Genomic DNA, 15,823 nt, shown 5'->3' with positions numbered 1-15,823 from the left:
GTGTGCGGAGGCCCACCCGGATGCGGCCGCATGGGCGCTGATTGCGGCGGCCACCCTCCGCCCTGCTGCCGCGAAGGCGGGGGAGGCGCGGACCGTGGCGGGGCCCCGGACGGCTGGACGGCGCGCATCGACGCGGTCTGGGGCGGCCGTCCGGCCATGCCTTGGTGCCGTCCCACTTCGAAGGTCAGGCGCGGTCCGTCGGGGTTGCCGATGTTGATGGCCTGGCCGTCGTGGATGTCGACCACTGGCACACGACGGCCGTTGACGAAAGTGCCGTTCAACGAACCGTTGTCGATCGCCAGCCACCTGCCCTGGTCGAAGCGCAGTAGCAGATGCGCACGAGAGATCAACGGGTGCGTGATACGCATGTCCGCACGGAGGTCGCGTCCGATGACCACGTCATGGCCAGGCGCGAACGTCCGCTGGGATCCGTCGTACCGAACGGTCAGCACGGGCGGCGCTGCTTGACTCATCGCACCAACTGTAGCCGGTTGATTCACTTGGCCAACTGTATCTGTTGGGCTGCGGTGAGTTCCGAAGCGAGCCGAATCAGTGGGTCGTGATTAAATCCGGCGCCCCGGTCACTACGCAGTGGGTGCGGCTGTAGATCGTCGGCATGCACCGGTTGCAGTGGATGCAGGCGGACTCCACCGATCGCTCGGCGCGGATCCGGTTGACCAAATCGGGCTCGGCGAGCAGCGCCCGCGCCATCGCGACGAAGTCGAATCCCTCCGCCAAGGCCAGATCCATCGTTTCGCGGTTGGTGATGCCGCCGAGCAGGACCAGCGGCATCGACAGCTCGGCGCGAAACAGCCGCGCGTCACGCAGCAGATAGGCATCGCGGTAGGGATATTCGCGCAAAAACTTGTGGCCGGTCATGCGGATGCCCCAGCGCAGAGGCGGCTTGAACGCTCCGGCGAATTCCTTGACCGGGGCATCACCACGGAATAGATACATCGGGTTGACCAGCGAGCTGCCCGCGGTCAGCTCCAGGGCGTCCAGGCCGCCGTCGTCTTGCAGCCACGTGGCGGTGGTCAGCGCTTCTTCTATCGCGATGCCGCCGCGCACACCGTCGGCCATGTTGAGCTTGGCCGTCACCGCGATCTGGCTGTCGACTGCGCGGCGAACGGCCAGCACCAATCCGCGGGCCACTTTGGCCCGGTTCTCCAACGAGCCGCCGAACTCGTCGTCGCGCCGGTTGATCAGCGGGCTGAGGAACGAACTGGCTAAATAGTTGTGGCCCAAGTGGATTTCGACCGCGTCGAAGCCCGCCTCGACGGCCAGCCGTGCGGCGTTGGCGTGCGCGGCGATGACGTCGTCGATGTCTTCTCGGGTGGCCTTGCGGGCAAAGCGCATCCCGATGGGGTTGAAAAACCGCACCGGCGCCAGCGCCTGGGCCTTGTTGGACCGGGCGTCGGCCACCGGGCCGGCGTGGCCGATCTGCGCGCTTACCGCCGCGCCCTCCGCGTGCACGGCCTCGGTGAGCCGGCGCAGCCCCGGCACCGCCTCGGGGCGCATCCAGATCTGGTTGCCGCCCGTGCGGCCGCCGGGGGACACCGCGCAGTAGGCGACGGTCGTCATCCCGACCCCGCCGGCGGCCGGCAGCCGGTGGTACTCGATCAGGTCGTCGGTGACCAGGGCGTCAGGTGTGCGGGCCTCGAACGTGGCGGCCTTGATGATGCGGTTACGCAGCGTCAGCGGACCGAGCTTGGCCGGGGCAAACACGTCCGGTGGCATACCGGGAGCCTAATCGTGCGGCGTGCCAGACTGTCAGGCGTGGGTGCAATCAGGCTGGACGGCAAGACCACACGCGACGAGATCTTCGTCGACCTCAAACAACGTGTCGCGGCATTGACCGCGGCGGGCCGCACCCCTGGCCTGGGCACCATCCTGGTCGGCGACGACCCCGGATCCCACGCCTATGTTCGCGGCAAGCACTCTGATTCCGCCAAAGTCGGCATCACCTCGATCCGCCGCGACCTGCCCGCCGACATCAGCCCGGCCAAGCTCGACGAGACCATCGACGAGCTCAACGCCAACCCGGACTGCACCGGCTATATCGTGCAGTTGCCGCTGCCCAAGCAGCTCAACGAGAACGCGGCGTTGGAGCGTGTCGACCCGGCCAAGGACGTCGACGGTTTGCACCCGACCAACCTGGGCCGATTGGTGCTGGGCACCCCGGCGCCGCTGCCGTGCACTGCGCGCGGCATCGTGCATTTGCTGCGGCGCTATGACGTGCCGATCGCCGGCGCCCACGTGGTGGTCATCGGGCGGGGTGTGACGGTCGGTCGCCCGCTGGGGCTGCTGCTCACCCGCCGCACCGAAAACGCGACAGTTACTCTGTGCCACACCGGGACTCGTGATCTGCCCGCGTTGACCCGGCAGGCCGACATCATCGTGGCCGCGGTGGGTGTACCGCACCTGGTGACCGCCGACATGGTGCGGCCGGGCGCCGCGGTCGTCGACGTCGGGGTCAGCCGCACCGACGACGGGCTGGTCGGCGACGTGCATCCGGAGGTGTGGGAGGTCGCCGGCTATTTGTCGCCGAATCCCGGTGGCGTGGGGCCGTTGACACGGGCGTTCTTGTTGACCAATGTCGTCGAATTGGCCGAGGCCGCGCAGTGACCGTGCGGGACCACACCCACAGGATCGTGGCTGCGCAGTGGCCGATCCTGGTGGTCGTGGTGATCTTCGTCGCGGCGTTTGCGTTGGCGGGCTTGAACTTCTGGCGACGTGGTGCGCTGCTGATCGGCATCGGCGTCGGGGTGGCCGCGGCTTTGCGGCTGGTGTTGCCCGACGAGCGGGCCGGGCTTCTGGCGGTGCGCAGCAAGGGAATTGACTTCGTCGCACTCGCGACGGTGGGGGCTGCGATGTGCTACATCGCAGCGACGATCGACCCGTTGGGAACGCGTTAGATACCGGGCATGCCCGGCAGTTGCGGCAGGTTCGGCATATTGCCGTTGGCGATCGACGCCATCATCGACGGGCAATACATCGATATCGCAATGCCGGTGAACAGCTGCGCCATCCCCGGTGACATTCCGTTGTGGCCGCTGATGTTCGATGCGGCAGCGGCAAACGTTCCGCCCGGCTGGGCCAGCATCGGGCAGACGGACTGGCCCAGGGCCACGGCGCCGCCGGGATCGCCGTAGTTGACACCAGCGTTGCCCAGCGACGAGAGGAATTGGTCGTCAAGCGGACTCGCCTGCGCAGGCACTGCCAATGCGGCGGCCGATGTGACCAGACCCACCCACGCCGCAAGAGAAATCTTCATGCGATGGGTCCCCAGTGCCGGCATCTGCCGCTCCTCATCTGTTCGACTGCAATGAACAGTGCTGTACCGCCGTCACATTCACAACACAGTGGGGTAAAGGTTTGCGCACGGTCCATTGTTGGAATTTCAGCGTTCGAGTTTCAGCGCGGCGGCGACGATGGGTTTGGCCCATTCAGGCGTCGATGCTACATCGTCCGGGGCCACGACCCGGCGCTGCTTGACGTGCAGCACCAGCACCGGCCGCGGCGCGTGGCCGGCGGCGGGGTCGGCCTCTGCTGAGTTGTCGTAAACGCGCAGCTCGGTGAGCACCGGCAGCAACCGCACCAGATTCTGCCTGCTATGGCGGTACCGTCGCCGGATGTCGGCCTCCGGGATGTCGTGGCCGCCTGCGCGTACGCGTTGCCGCACTCGTTCGATGTGTGCTTCCGCATTGAGCAGCCCGACATACCAGACGCGCACTTCCATCCCGACGGCAGCCGCGTGCATGAGCAACTGCAGCATGGTGCTGCCGCCGAGTGTCGTTTCGATGGCGAAATCCAGGCGCTCGTCGATCGCTCTTTCCAGCAGCCGCTTGCCCTGCTGCCAGGCCAGGGAGTTCGCGCGGACCTGGTCGATGCCGGGATGTGCCACGCGGAGAGCACGCGCCGCCTCGTCGGGGTTGTAGTAGTCGGCGCCCGACGCGCGGATCGTTGCACCGCCGATGCTGCTCTTGCCGGCACCGTTGACCCCGGCGAGCACATACAGGCGGGCCACGTGGCAGTTAACGCCGCTTTGCGCGCGCCGCCTTCACTGCCGAGCGCCCCAGCTGCGTCGGTGAGGCGTCGAAAGCCGACGCCAGCGCGGCCTTCGCCTTCGGTTGCTGCAAACGTTCCAGCAGGCGGTCAAACTGCTCGCTCAGCTCGTCGAGCGCCGGCTCACGCGATTTCGTCAGCGCCTCGAACTCGGCGACCGACATCAGCACCGCCTTCGGTGTGTCGTGCTTGGTGATCGCGACCGCGCCGTCGAGCGCGGCCTGTTCGAAAACCGCGCCGAACTGGTTCTTGAAACGGCTGGCGGGCACCGTCGGCACATCGACTAACTTGCCGTCGCGGTTGCGGAACGTCAGCGTCGAGGTCGACATCGGAAAGTCCTTTCCGGATTGGTTCTGCTAGCCGATATAGCCATATTAGCCCAATTAAGCAGAATGGACCGATTATCTGAGGGATGGCCGCCGGCGGGGTGCATGCCCGAACGCACTTATCGCTGCGGTAACGGATGAGAACGCACCAGGGTGAACCACCAGAACCACGGCCCGAGGATCCGCACAATGCACGGAACGACGAACGAACGCACGATCAGCGTGTCGAGCCGCAGGCCGATGCACACAGTGGAGCCCACCTGACCGATGGATCGCAGGTCGCTTGTCAGCATTGCCAGCATCGTGAAGGCGAACACCAAACCTGCGGATGTCACCCATTCACGTCCCCGAACCTCACGCATCCCGCTGGTGTAACGGTTTGTGCACGTTTCTAGCGACACATCTTGCGGCACCGCGATTTTGTCGTCCCGAGGCTGAGAATGCCGGACATGATGCAATCGCGGGAGCCCGACGGTGGCGCGTGAGATTTCACGGCAGGCGTTTTTGCGGGGTGCCGCCGGAGCGTTAGCGGCCGGCGCGGTCTTCGGATCGGTGCGGGCTACCGCCGATCCGAAGACTTCCGGGTTGGACGGTCTCAGGGCCGCCCTCGGCGGCCAGGTGCTACTTCCGGAGGACGGCGGATTCGCCACGGGCAAGCAAGTTTTCAACACGAACTATAACGGCTCGACGCCGGCGGCAGTGGTAGTTCCCGCATCGGTGGCCGACGTGCAGAAGGCGATGGCATTCGCTGCGGCGCATAGCCTCAAAGTCGCTCCGCGAGGTGGTGGGCACTCCTATGTGGGGGCGTCCACGGCGAACGGCACCATGGTGCTCGACCTGCGTCAGCTGCCCGGGGGCATCAACTACGACGCCGCTACCGGGCAGGTCACGGTGACGCCGGCGACTGATCTGTATGCGCTGCACCAGGCGCTGGCCGCGGCCGGTCGGGGGATTGCGACGGGTACCTGCCCGTCGGTCGGTACCGCGGGGCACGCCCTGGGCGGCGGGCTGGGCGCCCATTCCCGGCATGCGGGACTGATGTGTGACGCATTGACCTCGGCGTCGATGGTGCTGCCCGGCGGACAGTCGGCCACTGCCTCCAGCGCCAGCAACCCCGACCTGTTTTGGGCGTTACGTGGCGGCGGGGGCGGCACTTTCGGGGTGACAACGTCGATGACTTTCGCCACGTTCCCCGCCGGCGACGTCGACGTGGTGAACCTCAATTTCCCGCCGCAGTCGTTCGCGCAGGTCCTGCTCGGTTGGCAGAACTGGCTGCGCACCGCCGACCGAGGCAGCTGGGCACTGGCCGACAGCACCACCGACGCGATGGGTACGCAGTGCCGCATCATGGCGACCTGCCCGGCGGGGTCGGGCAAAAGCGTCGCGAGCGCCGTCATCTCAGCCGTCGGGACGCAACCGACCAGCACGGAGAATCACACCGTCAACTATTTGGACCTGGTGAGGTATCTGGCCGTCGGGAACCTCAACCCGTCGCCGCTCGGGTATGTCGGCGGATCCGATGTTTTCCCGACCATCAACGCGGGCGCCGCTCAGGGGATCGCCTCGGCCGTCACCGCCTTCCCTCGTGGGGCGGGCCGCATGTTGGCGATCATGCATGCTCTCGACGGTGCGCTCGCCAGTGTGGCACCGACGGCCACCGCGTTCCCGTGGCGTCGGGAGTCCGCGCTGGTGCAGTGGTACGTCGAAACATCCGGTGACCCGGCGGCAGCCACCAGCTGGCTGCAGACGGCACACCAAGCGGTGCGACCTTATTCGGTCGGCGGTTACGTGAACTATCTGGAGGCCAACGACCCGCCGTCCCGGTACTTCGGCGCGAATCTGGCTCGACTGACCGCGGTGCGGCAGCGCTACGATCCCGGCCGCGTCATGTTCTCCGGTTTGAACTTCTGAGACGTCGAGCGGCCACTTATAGCACGCTATTCGCGAAAAACCGTGCAATAACTGGCCACTCGGCGTAAGTCACGAAAGGGCCGCCCGCACGCAGACCGTAATGTAGGGCAGCGCAAGGCCGTTGCTGTTGGCCAGCGCCGGATGGGTGGCCAGCAGTTCGCGCACCCGGTCCAGTGTCTTGGTCCGCACATCGGCCGGCGAGGTGATGCAGTAGCTGCGCGAAGCCACCAAGTCGATAAGCGCTTGCGGTGTCAGGTAATTCGTCCACTCGACTCGATGGCGCTCCAAGTCGGTGAACGGGTCAGGCAGCGCGACACGGTCGCTGACCGGATCGCCGTCGCTGCCGATGATCCGCCCCAGTTCGCGCACCCAGCCCAGCCGCTCGTCGCGCGTGTTCCACACCAATCCCAGGCGCCCGCCCGGCCGCAGCACCCGAACCACTTGCGGAATCGCCCGCGCCGGATCAAACCAATGCCACGCCTGCGCGACCAGCACCGCGTCGACGCTGTTGTCCGGCAAAGGAATTTCCTCTGCGGTCCCCAAGAGCGCCAGAGTGTCTGGCAGCGACTTGCGCAGCACGTCCAGCATCTCCGGAATGGGTTCGACGGCCACCACGTCCAGCCCGCGTTCGACCAGCCGGGTCGTCAGCTTGCCGGTACCGGCACCCAAGTCGAGCACGTCGCGAGCCCCGGCCGGCAGCAGCCAGTCGATTGCCTCCGGAGGATACGACGGGCGGCCCCGCTCGTAGGCGGCCGCCTCTGAACCAAACGACAGGGAGCGGTCGTGCCTGGAGCGCGTCACCGGGCACGCACGCCTTCGGCCAGCTCGAGCGTCTGCCGGACCAACTTGCCGACAGCTTCCGATTCCACCAAAAAGCCGTCGTGCCCATAGATTGAGTCGACAACGTGCAGTCCGGTACAGCCGGGCAACAGCTCGGCCAGCTGCTCCTGCAGGCGAAGCGGGTACAGCCGGTCGGAGGTGATCCCCGCGACCACCACCGGGACCGGACACCCGCGCAGTGCCGCAGAAACCCCACCACGTCCCCGGCCGACGTCGTGGCTGTTGAGCGCCTCGGTCAACGCCACATAGCTGCCGGCGTCGAACCGCGCCACCAGCTTGCTGCCTTGGTGCTCCAGGTAGCTCTGCACCGCATAGCGGCCGCCGGCCACCGGATCCTCGTCGCCCTGAGCGTCGTTGGCGAACCGGGTGTCCAATTCGACTTCGCCGCGATAGGTCAGATGCGCGAAGCGGCGGGCGATCGACATCCCGGCCACCGGCTCGCGGCCGCTGTGATAGTAGTCCCCACCCTGCCAGTTCGGGTCGGCCTGGATGGCCGCGATCTGTGTGCTCTGCGTGCCGATCTGGTCGGCGGTCGCCCGCGCGCCGACCGCCAGCAGCAGCCCCGCCCGGACCCGATCGGGATGGCCGACAACCCATTCCAGCGCCCGGGCACCGCCCATCGAGCCGCCGACGACGGCGGCGACCTCGGTGATCCCGAGCGCGGCCAGCGCGACCACATCAGCCTGCACCTGATCACGGATCGTTATCCGGGGAAACCGTGAGCCCCACGGCGTTCCGTCATCGGCGATCGAGCTGGGGCCGGTGGAGCCGCGGCAGCCGCCCAGCACGTTGGTGGCCACCGCGCACCACCGGTTGGTATCGATGGGCGCACCGGGGCCGGCCACGCCGTCCCACCAGCCCGGTGTCGGATGGCCCGGACCAGCAGGCCCGGTGATATGCGAATCACCAGTGAGCGCATGCAATACCACCACAACGTTGTCACGCGCGGGCGACAACTCGCCCCAGCGTTGCACAGCGAGAGAGACGTCATCGATCACCGCGCCGCTTTCCAGCGTCAACGACCCGATATCGATGAGCCCCACCTCGCCTTCGGGGGGAAGCGTCTGAGTCCGCACCTCGGAGATTGTCACCCAAGATCTCCTTAAAACGCCGCCACGGCTCGCGGATCGCCGGCGGAATCCCGGTGCGCCCGAGCCGCGGTGAACCCGACCTCCAGGTCGGCCAGGATGTCGTCGATGCCCTCGATGCCCACTGCCAACCGCACCAGCCCCGGGCTGACACCGGTGGACAGCTGCTCCTCGGGCGTCAGCTGCGAGTGGGTTGTGGACGCCGGATGGATGACCAGCGACCGCACATCGCCGATGTTGGCGACATGGCTGTGCAGCTTCAGCGCGTTGACGAACGCCTTGCCGGCCTCCACGCCGCCGACCAATTCGAATGCCAGCACGGCGCCGGTTCCCTTGGGCGCCAGCTTCTTTGCCCGCTCGTACCACGGTGAACTCGGCAGGCCCGCATAGTTGACCGATCGCACCTCGTCGCGGCGGGCCAGAAATTCGGCGACCCGCTGGGCATTGGCGACGTGGCGTTCCATCCGCAGACTCAGCGTTTCCAAACCCTGCGCGATCAGGAACGCGTTGAACGGCGAGGCCGCGGAGCCGTAGTCGCGCAGCAGCTGTACCCGGGCTTTGGTCGCAAACGCCGATGGCCCCAGCTCGGCGTAGACCGCGCCGTGGTAACTCGGATCGGGGGTGGTGAATCCGGGAAAGCGGCCACCGGTCCAGTCGAAGGTGCCGCCGTCGACGATCACACCGGCGATCGCGGCGCCATGCCCGCCAAGGTATTTGGTGGCCGAGTGCACGACGATGTCCGCACCCTGCGCGATCGGCTGGATCAGATACGGGGTGGCAATGGTGTTGTCGACGATCAAGGGCACACCATTGTCGTGGGCCACACCGGCTACCCCGGGAGTGTCCAGCACATCGATCTGCGGGTTGGAGATGGTCTCGCCGAAGAACGCCTTGGTGTTCGGCCGCACCGCGGCCTGCCAGGAATCAAGGTCGTCGGCATCCTCGACGAAGCTCACGTCGATGCCGAGTTTGGCCAGCGAATAGTGGAACAGGTTGTAGGTGCCGCCGTAGAGCCGCGGGCTGGACACGATGTGGTCGCCTGCACCGGCCAGGTTCAGGATCGCGAACGTCTCTGCGGCTTGGCCTGAGGCCAGGAACAGCGCGGCCGCTCCGCCTTCCAATGCGGCGATGCGCTGTTCGACGACCTCGGTGGTCGGGTTCCCGATCCGGGTGTAGATGTTGCCGGGAACCTCCAGGCCGAACAGGGCCGCGGCGTGCGCGGTGTCGTCGAAGATGTAGGAGGTGGTCTGGTAGATGGGCAGCGCCCGGGCGTTGGTAACTGAGTCGGGCCGCTGCCCGACATGGATCTGCTTGGTCTCGAACGACCAGTGAGTGGTGGGGTCGGAGTCGGTGTCGACGCTCATGTGGCTGCTTTCTGCTGGAGTCGGATGGGTGTCGTGCTCGCAGTCGCCTGGGACGCCATCACTGATGACGTCAACCGATGGCGATGGGTTAGCGACCCCGAGGCCTGGGGAGCCACATGATGGGCCAGCCCAAATGGGTACGCATCAGGTATCCCTGTCTACTCAGGGGGCCCGTCATGGCGGACCCGCGCTTGCCGCGTAGCCGTGATGGCTACTCAACCTGGTCATCACCCGGGGCACCCCACCGCGGTTGGAGGGTTGCCGGCCAGCAAGCCGGGGCTTGGCGCTGGCGCTCATGACCGATAGGGAGCCTATCGCATTACGCCGATTTCATGCCACCGTGTCCCCCGAAAGCCGGCTGGCAAGCTACCCGTGAGTCGGCATGACGGCCGGTAGCGGCCCCGACCGGGCCTTGTAGTCTGGCCTGACGAGCGGCTGATCGCTATGGCTTATGCGGCCACCCACCAGTGCCCACAAGGCGCTACCCAATCGCGTAGGAGGAGTCGGACTCACATGTCCAACGGATCCAAGATCAAAGTCGAAGGCACGGTAGTAGAGCTCGACGGTGACGAGATGACCCGCGTCATCTGGAAGCTCATTAAGGACATGCTCATTTTCCCGCACCTCGACATCAATCTGGACTACTACGACCTGGGCATCGAGCATCGCGACGCCACCGACGACCAGGTGACGATCGACGCGGCCTATGCCATCAAAAAGCACGGCGTTGGCGTCAAGTGCGCGACGATCACCCCCGACGAGGCCCGCGTCAAAGAATTCAACCTCAAGACCATGTGGTCGTCGCCCAACGGGACCATCCGAAATATCCTGGGCGGCACCATTTTCCGCGAGCCGATCATCATTTCGAATGTGCCGCGGCTGGTTCCGGGCTGGACCAAGCCGATCGTCATCGGCCGTCACGCGTTCGGTGACCAGTACCGGGCAACCAATTTCAAGGTCGATCGGCCCGGCACCGTGTCGCTGATCTTCACTCCCGAGGACGGCAGCGAGCCGATCGTGCACGAGATGGTGCGAATTCCCGACGACGGCGGCGTGGTGATGGGGATGTACAACTTCAAAAAATCCATCCAGGATTTCGCGCGGGCGTCGTTCGCCTACGGGCTGCAAGAGAACTACCCGGTGTATCTGTCGACCAAGAACACCATCCTCAAGGCCTACGACGGCATGTTCAAAGACGAGTTCCAGCGCATCTACGACGAGGAATTCAAAGACCAATTCGAAGCCGCGGGCCTGACCTACGAGCACCGGCTGATCGACGACATGGTTGCCGCCTGCCTGAAATGGGAGGGCGGCTACGTATGGGCCTGCAAGAACTACGACGGCGACGTGCAGTCCGACACGGTCGCACAGGGCTACGGCTCACTGGGACTGATGACCTCAGTGCTGATGACCGCCGACGGCAAGACGGTCGAGGCAGAAGCCGCCCACGGCACCGTCACCCGGCATTTCCGCCAGTACCAGCAAGGCAAGCCCACCTCCACCAACCCGATCGCGTCGATCTTCGCCTGGACACGCGGGCTGCAGCACCGCGGCAAGCTGGACGACACGGCCGAGGTGACTGACTTCGCGCAGAAGCTCGAAGAGGTGGTGATCTCCACGGTCGAGGGCGGGCAAATGACCAAGGACCTGGCCATCCTCATCGGCCCCGATCAACCGTGGCAGAACAGCGAGGAGTTCCTCGGTTCGATCGCCGAGAACCTGGAGAAGGCGCTTAGCTCGAGCTGATTGCCCGCAGCGGTGGGCTGTACTCGTCGAGGAAGTCGGTGATGACCTCGGTGATCCGGCCCGGCGCCTCGAACATCGGGATATGCCCGAGGCCCTCGAGCGTGGTCGCCTTGGTTTCCGGCGGCAGGTGGGTGACGAAATGCCGGCTGTATCTGCGTGGCGGAAAGATTCGATCCTTCTCACACAGCACCAGGTGCGTGGGGACAGCGGTCTGCGCGAGATCCATCAGCCCAGGCATCAGCAGCGCTTTCACCAGCAGCTGGAAGTACGCCGGGCAGTGCGCCACGTCGTCGATGATGCCTTCGAGTTCCTTCTGGCTGACCCCCTGCGGCGTTCCGCTGATCGCCAACGTGGCCAGTCGGTGGCTGAACGGCAGCCGCAGTGCGCGCGGCCCGAGCCAGCGCGCCGCCGCCCATAGCGGCATTCCGCCGACAAATTTGGCGATCACCTGGTACTTGCCCGGGCTCCATCGGGTCCAGCCACCGGCGGGCGCGATCGCGGTGACGGTGCGTGCCCGGCCGCGGCTCTCCAGTTCGAATGCCACCCAGCCGCCCAGCGAGTTGCCGACGATGTGGACGGTGTTCCAGCCCAGCTCGTCGAGTTGGCGCTCGACGTGGTCGGCCAGCACTTCTGAACTCAGGAACCAGGTGCCCGAGTACGGGCCGCCGTTGTGCCCGGCCATGGTCGGCGCGAAAACCTCGTAGCGGCCGGTGTCGGCCAATTGCTGGGCCACGGTCTGCCACACGCGCTGCGAGATCAGGAATGGGTGCAGCAGCAGGACGGGTTCTCGTGAGCCGGCGGCTCCGGTTCCCAGGTGGATCGGGTCGCGAGTCGTCATGTTCGCGACATTATGGTGATACCGGCGGTATCGCAAGCGCGCGCAGGGCTGGCCGGTGAGGGCGTGAAAAGATCGAGTCATCATGAGCACCGCTACCCCAACCCGTCGCGTCTTCTCCGGCGTGCAACCCACCTCCGACTCGCTTCATCTCGGCAACGCCCTGGGGGCGATCACCCGCTGGGTGGCGCTGCAGGACGACTACGACGCGTTCTTCTGCGTCGTGGATCTGCACGCGATCACCGTTCCCCAGGATCCGGAGGTGTTGCGGCGCCGCACGCTGATCACCGCCGCGCAGTACCTGGCGTTGGGTATCGACCCTGACCGCAGCACGATCTTCGTGCAAAGCCACGTACCCGCCCACACCCAACTGGCCTGGGTGCTGGGCTGTTTCACGGGGTTCGGTCAGGCGTCGCGGATGACCCAGTTCAAAGACAAGTCGACGCGTCAGGGCGCCGAGTCGACGACGGTCGGCTTGTTCACCTACCCGGTGCTGCAGGCCGCCGATGTCTTGGCCTACGACACCGAACTGGTTCCGGTTGGTGAGGACCAGCGCCAACACCTCGAGTTGGCGCGCGACGTCGCGCAGCGGTTCAACAGCCGGTTCCCGGACACCTTCGTCGTACCGGAGGTGCTCATTCCGAAGGTCACCGCCAAGATCTACGACCTGCAGGACCCCTTGTCGAAGATGAGCAAGTCGGCGGCCACTGACGCCGGATTGATCAACTTGCTCGACGATCCGGCGTCGTCGGCCAAGAAGATTCGTTCAGCGGTGACCGACAGTGAACGGGAGATCCGCTACGATCCCGACGCCAAACCGGGAGTGTCGAACCTGCTGTCCATTCAGTCCGCGGTCACCGACGTCGACGTCGACACGCTCGTCGAGCGCTATGCGGGGCACGGCTACGGCGATCTGAAGAAGGACACCGCCGAGGCTGTCATCGAATTCGTGACACCCATCAGGGACCGGGTCGAGGAGTTGATGGCCGACGCAGGCGAATTGGAGGCGGTGCTGTCCGCCGGCGCGGCGCGAGCCCAGGATGTTGCCGGCAAAACGGTCCAGCGAGTCTATGACCGGCTCGGCTTCCTCCCCCTACGCCCCTAGACAGCATGAGCGAAGCCGCCAAACCAGGGCTCCTCGAGCGGGTGCGAGCACGGTACGGGTGGTTCGACCACGTCATGCGCGCCAACGCGCGGTACAACGACCGCAAGGGCAATTTCTTCGCCGCGGGCCTGACCTATTACACGATCTTTTCGCTGTTCCCGGTGCTGATGGTGGGTTTCGCGCTCGCCGGATTCGTGCTGGCCCGCCAGCCCGAATTGTTGGCCGAGATCGAGGACCGGATCAGGAGTTCGGTGTCGGACAAGTTCGGCAAGCAGCTGATCAAGGTGTTGAACTCGGCGATCTCATCGCGCGGGTCGGTCGGCCTGATCGGCCTGGCCACGTCAGCGTGGGCGGGTCTGAGCTGGATGGCCAATCTGCGTACGGCGCTTAGCGCGATATGGGCAGAGCGTGTCGGGTCGCCCGGATTCGTCCGCACGAAGTTGTCCGATCTGGTCGCGATGCTGTCCGCGTTCGCGGCGATCGCGGCCACTATCGCGTTGACCGCACTCGCGGACGCTGCGCCGATGGCCAAAGTGCTGAATTTGATGGGCCTGCACTACGCCCTTGCGCTCGACATCATCTTGCGCAGCGTTTCGCTGTTGATGTCATTGCTGCTGTCGTGGCTGCTGTTCACTTGGATGATCGCCCGGCTGCCGCGGGAGCCGGTCAGCTTCGCCGCCTCGATGCGGGCCGGGCTGCTGGCGGCCATTGGGTTCGAAGTCTTCAAGCAGATCGGATCGATCTACTTGCGGTCGGTGTTGCGCAGCCCGGCAGGTGCCGCATTCGGTCCAGTGTTGGGTTTGATGGTATTCGCCTACATCACCGCGCGGCTGGTTCTGTTCGCCACCGCCTGGGCAGCGACGTCACCGGCGAACGTGCGGGCGGCGCTTGCGTCACCGCCCGCTCCGGCGGTCATCACTCCGCGGGTGCAGGTCGACGAAGGTTTGAGCGCGCGGCAGGGGTTAACCGCGGCGGCCGTGGGAGCTGTTGCCGCCCTCGGGCTTTCGCGGATTACACGCCGAAGAACCAGGTGACCGTCCGGGCTATCGGAAAAGTCTGCGAAATCTGCTGAATCGTCCGCCGCGCTGGATCATCTCGAGAGCTTCTGCGGCCGGGAGCCGACGGAGCTTTCGCGCGTGTTTAAGGTGCTGGCGGCAAAACAGTCCGACACCTGGTGGCGCAGTGACACCAAGTGAGTTCGACCAGCCGACATATGGCGGAGGCTGCCAGTCGGGGTCATAATCGGCGAATTGGACGGCGCCCGCAGCATGGCTGTCGAAACCGCACACCACACAATGCGGCTTGATCGCCATCGCTGCGCCTAACCTTGTCGAGGGCACGTCAACATGCCTGCTGCCAATGTTAATTCGCCGGGTCACACGCCGCGGTCTTGTCCGATTGATCGCGCACCCAGTCGCCGTTGACCATGACTGCGCTGACCTGCCAACCCTGGTTGAGCACAACGAGATTGGCGTCCAGCCCGGTGCGCAGAGTGCCGACATGGTTGAGCCCGAGCACACGAGCCGGAGTGGTCGACGTCATCGTCACCGCGGCGGAGAGCCCCGCATCGGGATCGGAAGCCAGGCCCGCCACAGTACGGAAGAGCCGGTCCATCGCGGCGGTACTACCGGCAAGCGTCGACGTCCCGTGTACGCGCGCCACGCCCGAGACGACGTCGATCTCCCGGGTTCCCAACCTAAACGAGCCGTCGGCACGACCGGCAGCAGCGGTGGCATCGGTGACTAACGCGACCCGGTCAGCTCCTGCGGCTTCGATCACCGCATGCACCAAAGCAGGATGGACATGTAGGCCGTCGGCGATCAGCTCGAGCGTCACCTTCGGATCCCGCAGCAGGGCCAGCGCGGGGCCGGGCTCGCGGTGGTGCAGCGGGCGCATCGCATTGAACACGTGCGTGCCGACCGTCGCGCCAGCGGCGATGGCCTGGCGCGTCTGCTCGTACGTCGCATCGGTATGACCAACGGCAACAACGGTTCCTGCGTCCAGGAAGCGGCTGATCGCGACCGCGCTGCCGGGAAGTTCCGGTGCCAGCGTCACCATCCGGATCGCGCCGTCGCCGACGGCAAGCAATGCGTCGATCTCGGCGAGGTCGGGGTTGCGCAGCAGCGCGGGATCGTGTGCCCCGCATCGCTCATGGCTCAGCCACGGCCCTTCCACGTGGATGCCGGCGATGACGCCTGTCCGGGTCGCCTCGGCGAGCCCACGAACCGCAGCCAGCAGGTCATCAGGTGAGGCGGTGACCAGGCTGGCCAGCGTGGTGGTGGTGCCATGTCGGCGGTGAAAGCTGGCGGCACGGGCCACGTCCGGGCCGCGTCCGTCGGTGTACCAGGCGCCGCCGCCCCCGTGCACATGCATATCGACGAAGCCGGGAACCAGAGTTCCTTCCGGGAAATCGACATCGGGTGGCCGGGGCGGCGCACCCCAGCCGCAATCGCTGATCCGTCGACCTGAAACCGTCAGCCACGCGGGCCGGCAGATCCGGCCGTCGAGAACGATCGTGCGCGCGGCGATCAGACTCACTGCCG

Annotated in this window: 16 protein-coding genes, 1 pseudogene and 1 riboswitch; of the genes and pseudogenes, 6 read left to right on the top strand and 11 right to left on the bottom strand. The window is 66.0% G+C overall.

The annotated features are described in order from the left end of the window. Positions 1-473: FHA domain-containing protein (locus ACFE99_RS06790; protein ID WP_375483655.1), on the bottom strand; the 473-nt coding region annotated here is incomplete at its 3' end. Positions 474-549: 76 nt separating this feature from the next. Next, complete coding sequence (locus ACFE99_RS06785) at positions 550-1,737, bottom strand: NADH:flavin oxidoreductase (RefSeq protein WP_375483653.1); 1,188 nt, start codon at positions 1,735-1,737, stop codon at positions 550-552. A 39-nt stretch (positions 1,738-1,776) separates the two neighbouring features. On the opposite strand from ACFE99_RS06785, the gene ACFE99_RS06780 reads away from it, so the two are divergent. Continuing rightward, the gene (locus tag ACFE99_RS06780; protein ID WP_375483651.1) at positions 1,777-2,625 is read left to right on the top strand and encodes a bifunctional methylenetetrahydrofolate dehydrogenase/methenyltetrahydrofolate cyclohydrolase; all 849 of its coding nucleotides are present in this window, start codon (positions 1,777-1,779) and stop codon (positions 2,623-2,625) included. Continuing rightward, positions 2,622-2,915 (top strand): DUF3017 domain-containing protein, encoded by a 294-nt coding sequence (locus ACFE99_RS06775; protein ID WP_375483649.1) that lies wholly within the window; start codon positions 2,622-2,624, stop codon positions 2,913-2,915. Before ACFE99_RS06780 ends, ACFE99_RS06775 begins: the two co-directional genes overlap by 4 nt. Here ACFE99_RS06775 and ACFE99_RS06770 read toward each other — a convergent pair. The 4 genes and pseudogenes from ACFE99_RS06770 to ACFE99_RS06755 form a co-directional block, all read right to left on the bottom strand. Then, positions 2,912-3,298 carry a DUF732 domain-containing protein gene (locus ACFE99_RS06770; RefSeq protein WP_375483647.1) on the bottom strand — a complete coding sequence of 129 codons (387 nt, stop codon included), beginning with the start codon at positions 3,296-3,298 and terminating at the stop codon, positions 2,912-2,914. The genes ACFE99_RS06775 and ACFE99_RS06770 overlap by 4 nt on opposite strands. A gap of 102 nt (positions 3,299-3,400) precedes the next feature. Then, complete coding sequence (locus tag ACFE99_RS06765) at positions 3,401-4,027, bottom strand: AAA family ATPase (protein ID WP_375483645.1); 627 nt, start codon at positions 4,025-4,027, stop codon at positions 3,401-3,403. 7 nt (positions 4,028-4,034) lie between these two features. Further along, positions 4,035-4,394 (bottom strand): type II toxin-antitoxin system Phd/YefM family antitoxin, encoded by a 360-nt coding sequence (locus tag ACFE99_RS06760; RefSeq protein ID WP_375483643.1) that lies wholly within the window; start codon positions 4,392-4,394, stop codon positions 4,035-4,037. A 116-nt stretch (positions 4,395-4,510) separates the two neighbouring features. Further along, positions 4,511-4,726: pseudogene (locus ACFE99_RS06755) on the bottom strand (MMPL family transporter); the annotation flags it as partial. 139 nt (positions 4,727-4,865) lie between these two features. Between ACFE99_RS06755 and ACFE99_RS06750 the strand changes: the two are divergent. Beyond that, positions 4,866-6,302: an FAD-binding protein gene (locus ACFE99_RS06750; RefSeq protein WP_375483641.1), complete on the top strand. Its 1,437-nt coding sequence runs from the start codon at positions 4,866-4,868 to the stop codon at positions 6,300-6,302. A 69-nt stretch (positions 6,303-6,371) separates the two neighbouring features. Here the strand turns inward: ACFE99_RS06750 and ACFE99_RS06745 are convergent, their stop codons facing one another. The 3 genes from ACFE99_RS06745 to ACFE99_RS06735 are packed head-to-tail and all read right to left on the bottom strand — an operon-like array spanning position 6,372 to position 9,594. Next, complete coding sequence (locus ACFE99_RS06745) at positions 6,372-7,103, bottom strand: class I SAM-dependent methyltransferase (RefSeq protein ID WP_375483639.1); 732 nt, start codon at positions 7,101-7,103, stop codon at positions 6,372-6,374. Beyond that, entirely contained in the window at positions 7,100-8,233 is a 1,134-nt protein-coding gene (locus ACFE99_RS06740; protein ID WP_375483637.1) for a homoserine O-acetyltransferase, read from the bottom strand. Before ACFE99_RS06740 ends, ACFE99_RS06745 begins: the two co-directional genes overlap by 4 nt. Before the next feature lie 11 nt (positions 8,234-8,244). Continuing rightward, positions 8,245-9,594 (bottom strand): bifunctional o-acetylhomoserine/o-acetylserine sulfhydrylase, encoded by a 1,350-nt coding sequence (locus ACFE99_RS06735; protein ID WP_375483635.1) that lies wholly within the window; start codon positions 9,592-9,594, stop codon positions 8,245-8,247. A 182-nt stretch (positions 9,595-9,776) separates the two neighbouring features. Then, a riboswitch (SAM riboswitch) is annotated at positions 9,777-9,895 on the bottom strand. Positions 9,896-10,107: 212 nt separating this feature from the next. Here ACFE99_RS06735 and ACFE99_RS06730 point away from each other — a divergent pair. Next, positions 10,108-11,340: an NADP-dependent isocitrate dehydrogenase gene (locus ACFE99_RS06730; protein WP_375483633.1), complete on the top strand. Its 1,233-nt coding sequence runs from the start codon at positions 10,108-10,110 to the stop codon at positions 11,338-11,340. Here ACFE99_RS06730 and ACFE99_RS06725 read toward each other — a convergent pair. Continuing rightward, a complete protein-coding gene (locus ACFE99_RS06725; protein WP_375483631.1) occupies positions 11,327-12,178 on the bottom strand; it encodes an alpha/beta fold hydrolase in 852 nt (283 codons plus the stop codon). The two genes, ACFE99_RS06730 and ACFE99_RS06725, sit on opposite strands and share 14 nt — an antisense overlap. A gap of 82 nt (positions 12,179-12,260) precedes the next feature. Between ACFE99_RS06725 and trpS the strand changes: the two genes are divergently transcribed. After that, entirely contained in the window at positions 12,261-13,280 is a 1,020-nt protein-coding gene (trpS, locus tag ACFE99_RS06720; protein WP_375483629.1) for a tryptophan--tRNA ligase, read from the top strand. Between the two features lie 5 nt (positions 13,281-13,285). Further along, the gene (yhjD, locus tag ACFE99_RS06715; protein WP_375483627.1) at positions 13,286-14,314 is read left to right on the top strand and encodes an inner membrane protein YhjD; all 1,029 of its coding nucleotides are present in this window, start codon (positions 13,286-13,288) and stop codon (positions 14,312-14,314) included. Between the two features lie 328 nt (positions 14,315-14,642). On the opposite strand, the gene nagA is transcribed toward yhjD, so the two are convergent. Then, entirely contained in the window at positions 14,643-15,818 is a 1,176-nt protein-coding gene (gene nagA / locus ACFE99_RS06710) for an N-acetylglucosamine-6-phosphate deacetylase (protein ID WP_375483625.1), read from the bottom strand. Between the last annotated feature and the right edge of the window lie 5 nt (positions 15,819-15,823).

This window comes from uncultured Mycobacterium sp. (assembly GCF_964249325.1).
In the GTDB taxonomy this organism is placed as follows: Bacteria; Actinomycetota; Actinomycetes; order Mycobacteriales; family Mycobacteriaceae; genus Mycobacterium.
The sequence above is the reverse complement of the archived record's forward strand: the minus strand, read 5'-3'. Positions and strand labels throughout refer to the sequence as shown.

Bases quoted from the DNA above. Each gene is read 5' to 3' on its own strand.
- ACFE99_RS06785 (WP_375483653.1), bottom strand. From the start codon at position 1,737: ATGCCACCGGACGTGTTTGCCCCGGCCAAGCTCGGTCCGCTGACGCTG.
- ACFE99_RS06770 (WP_375483647.1), bottom strand. From the start codon at position 3,298: ATGCCGGCACTGGGGACCCATCGCATGAAGATTTCTCTTGCGGCGTGG.
- ACFE99_RS06760 (WP_375483643.1), bottom strand. From the start codon at position 4,394: ATGTCGACCTCGACGCTGACGTTCCGCAACCGCGACGGCAAGTTAGTC.
- ACFE99_RS06735 (WP_375483635.1), bottom strand. From the start codon at position 9,594: ATGAGCGTCGACACCGACTCCGACCCCACCACTCACTGGTCGTTCGAG.
- ACFE99_RS06730 (WP_375483633.1), top strand. From the start codon at position 10,108: ATGTCCAACGGATCCAAGATCAAAGTCGAAGGCACGGTAGTAGAGCTC.
- ACFE99_RS06725 (WP_375483631.1), bottom strand. From the start codon at position 12,178: ATGACGACTCGCGACCCGATCCACCTGGGAACCGGAGCCGCCGGCTCA.
- trpS (WP_375483629.1), top strand. From the start codon at position 12,261: ATGAGCACCGCTACCCCAACCCGTCGCGTCTTCTCCGGCGTGCAACCC.
- yhjD (WP_375483627.1), top strand. From the start codon at position 13,286: ATGAGCGAAGCCGCCAAACCAGGGCTCCTCGAGCGGGTGCGAGCACGG.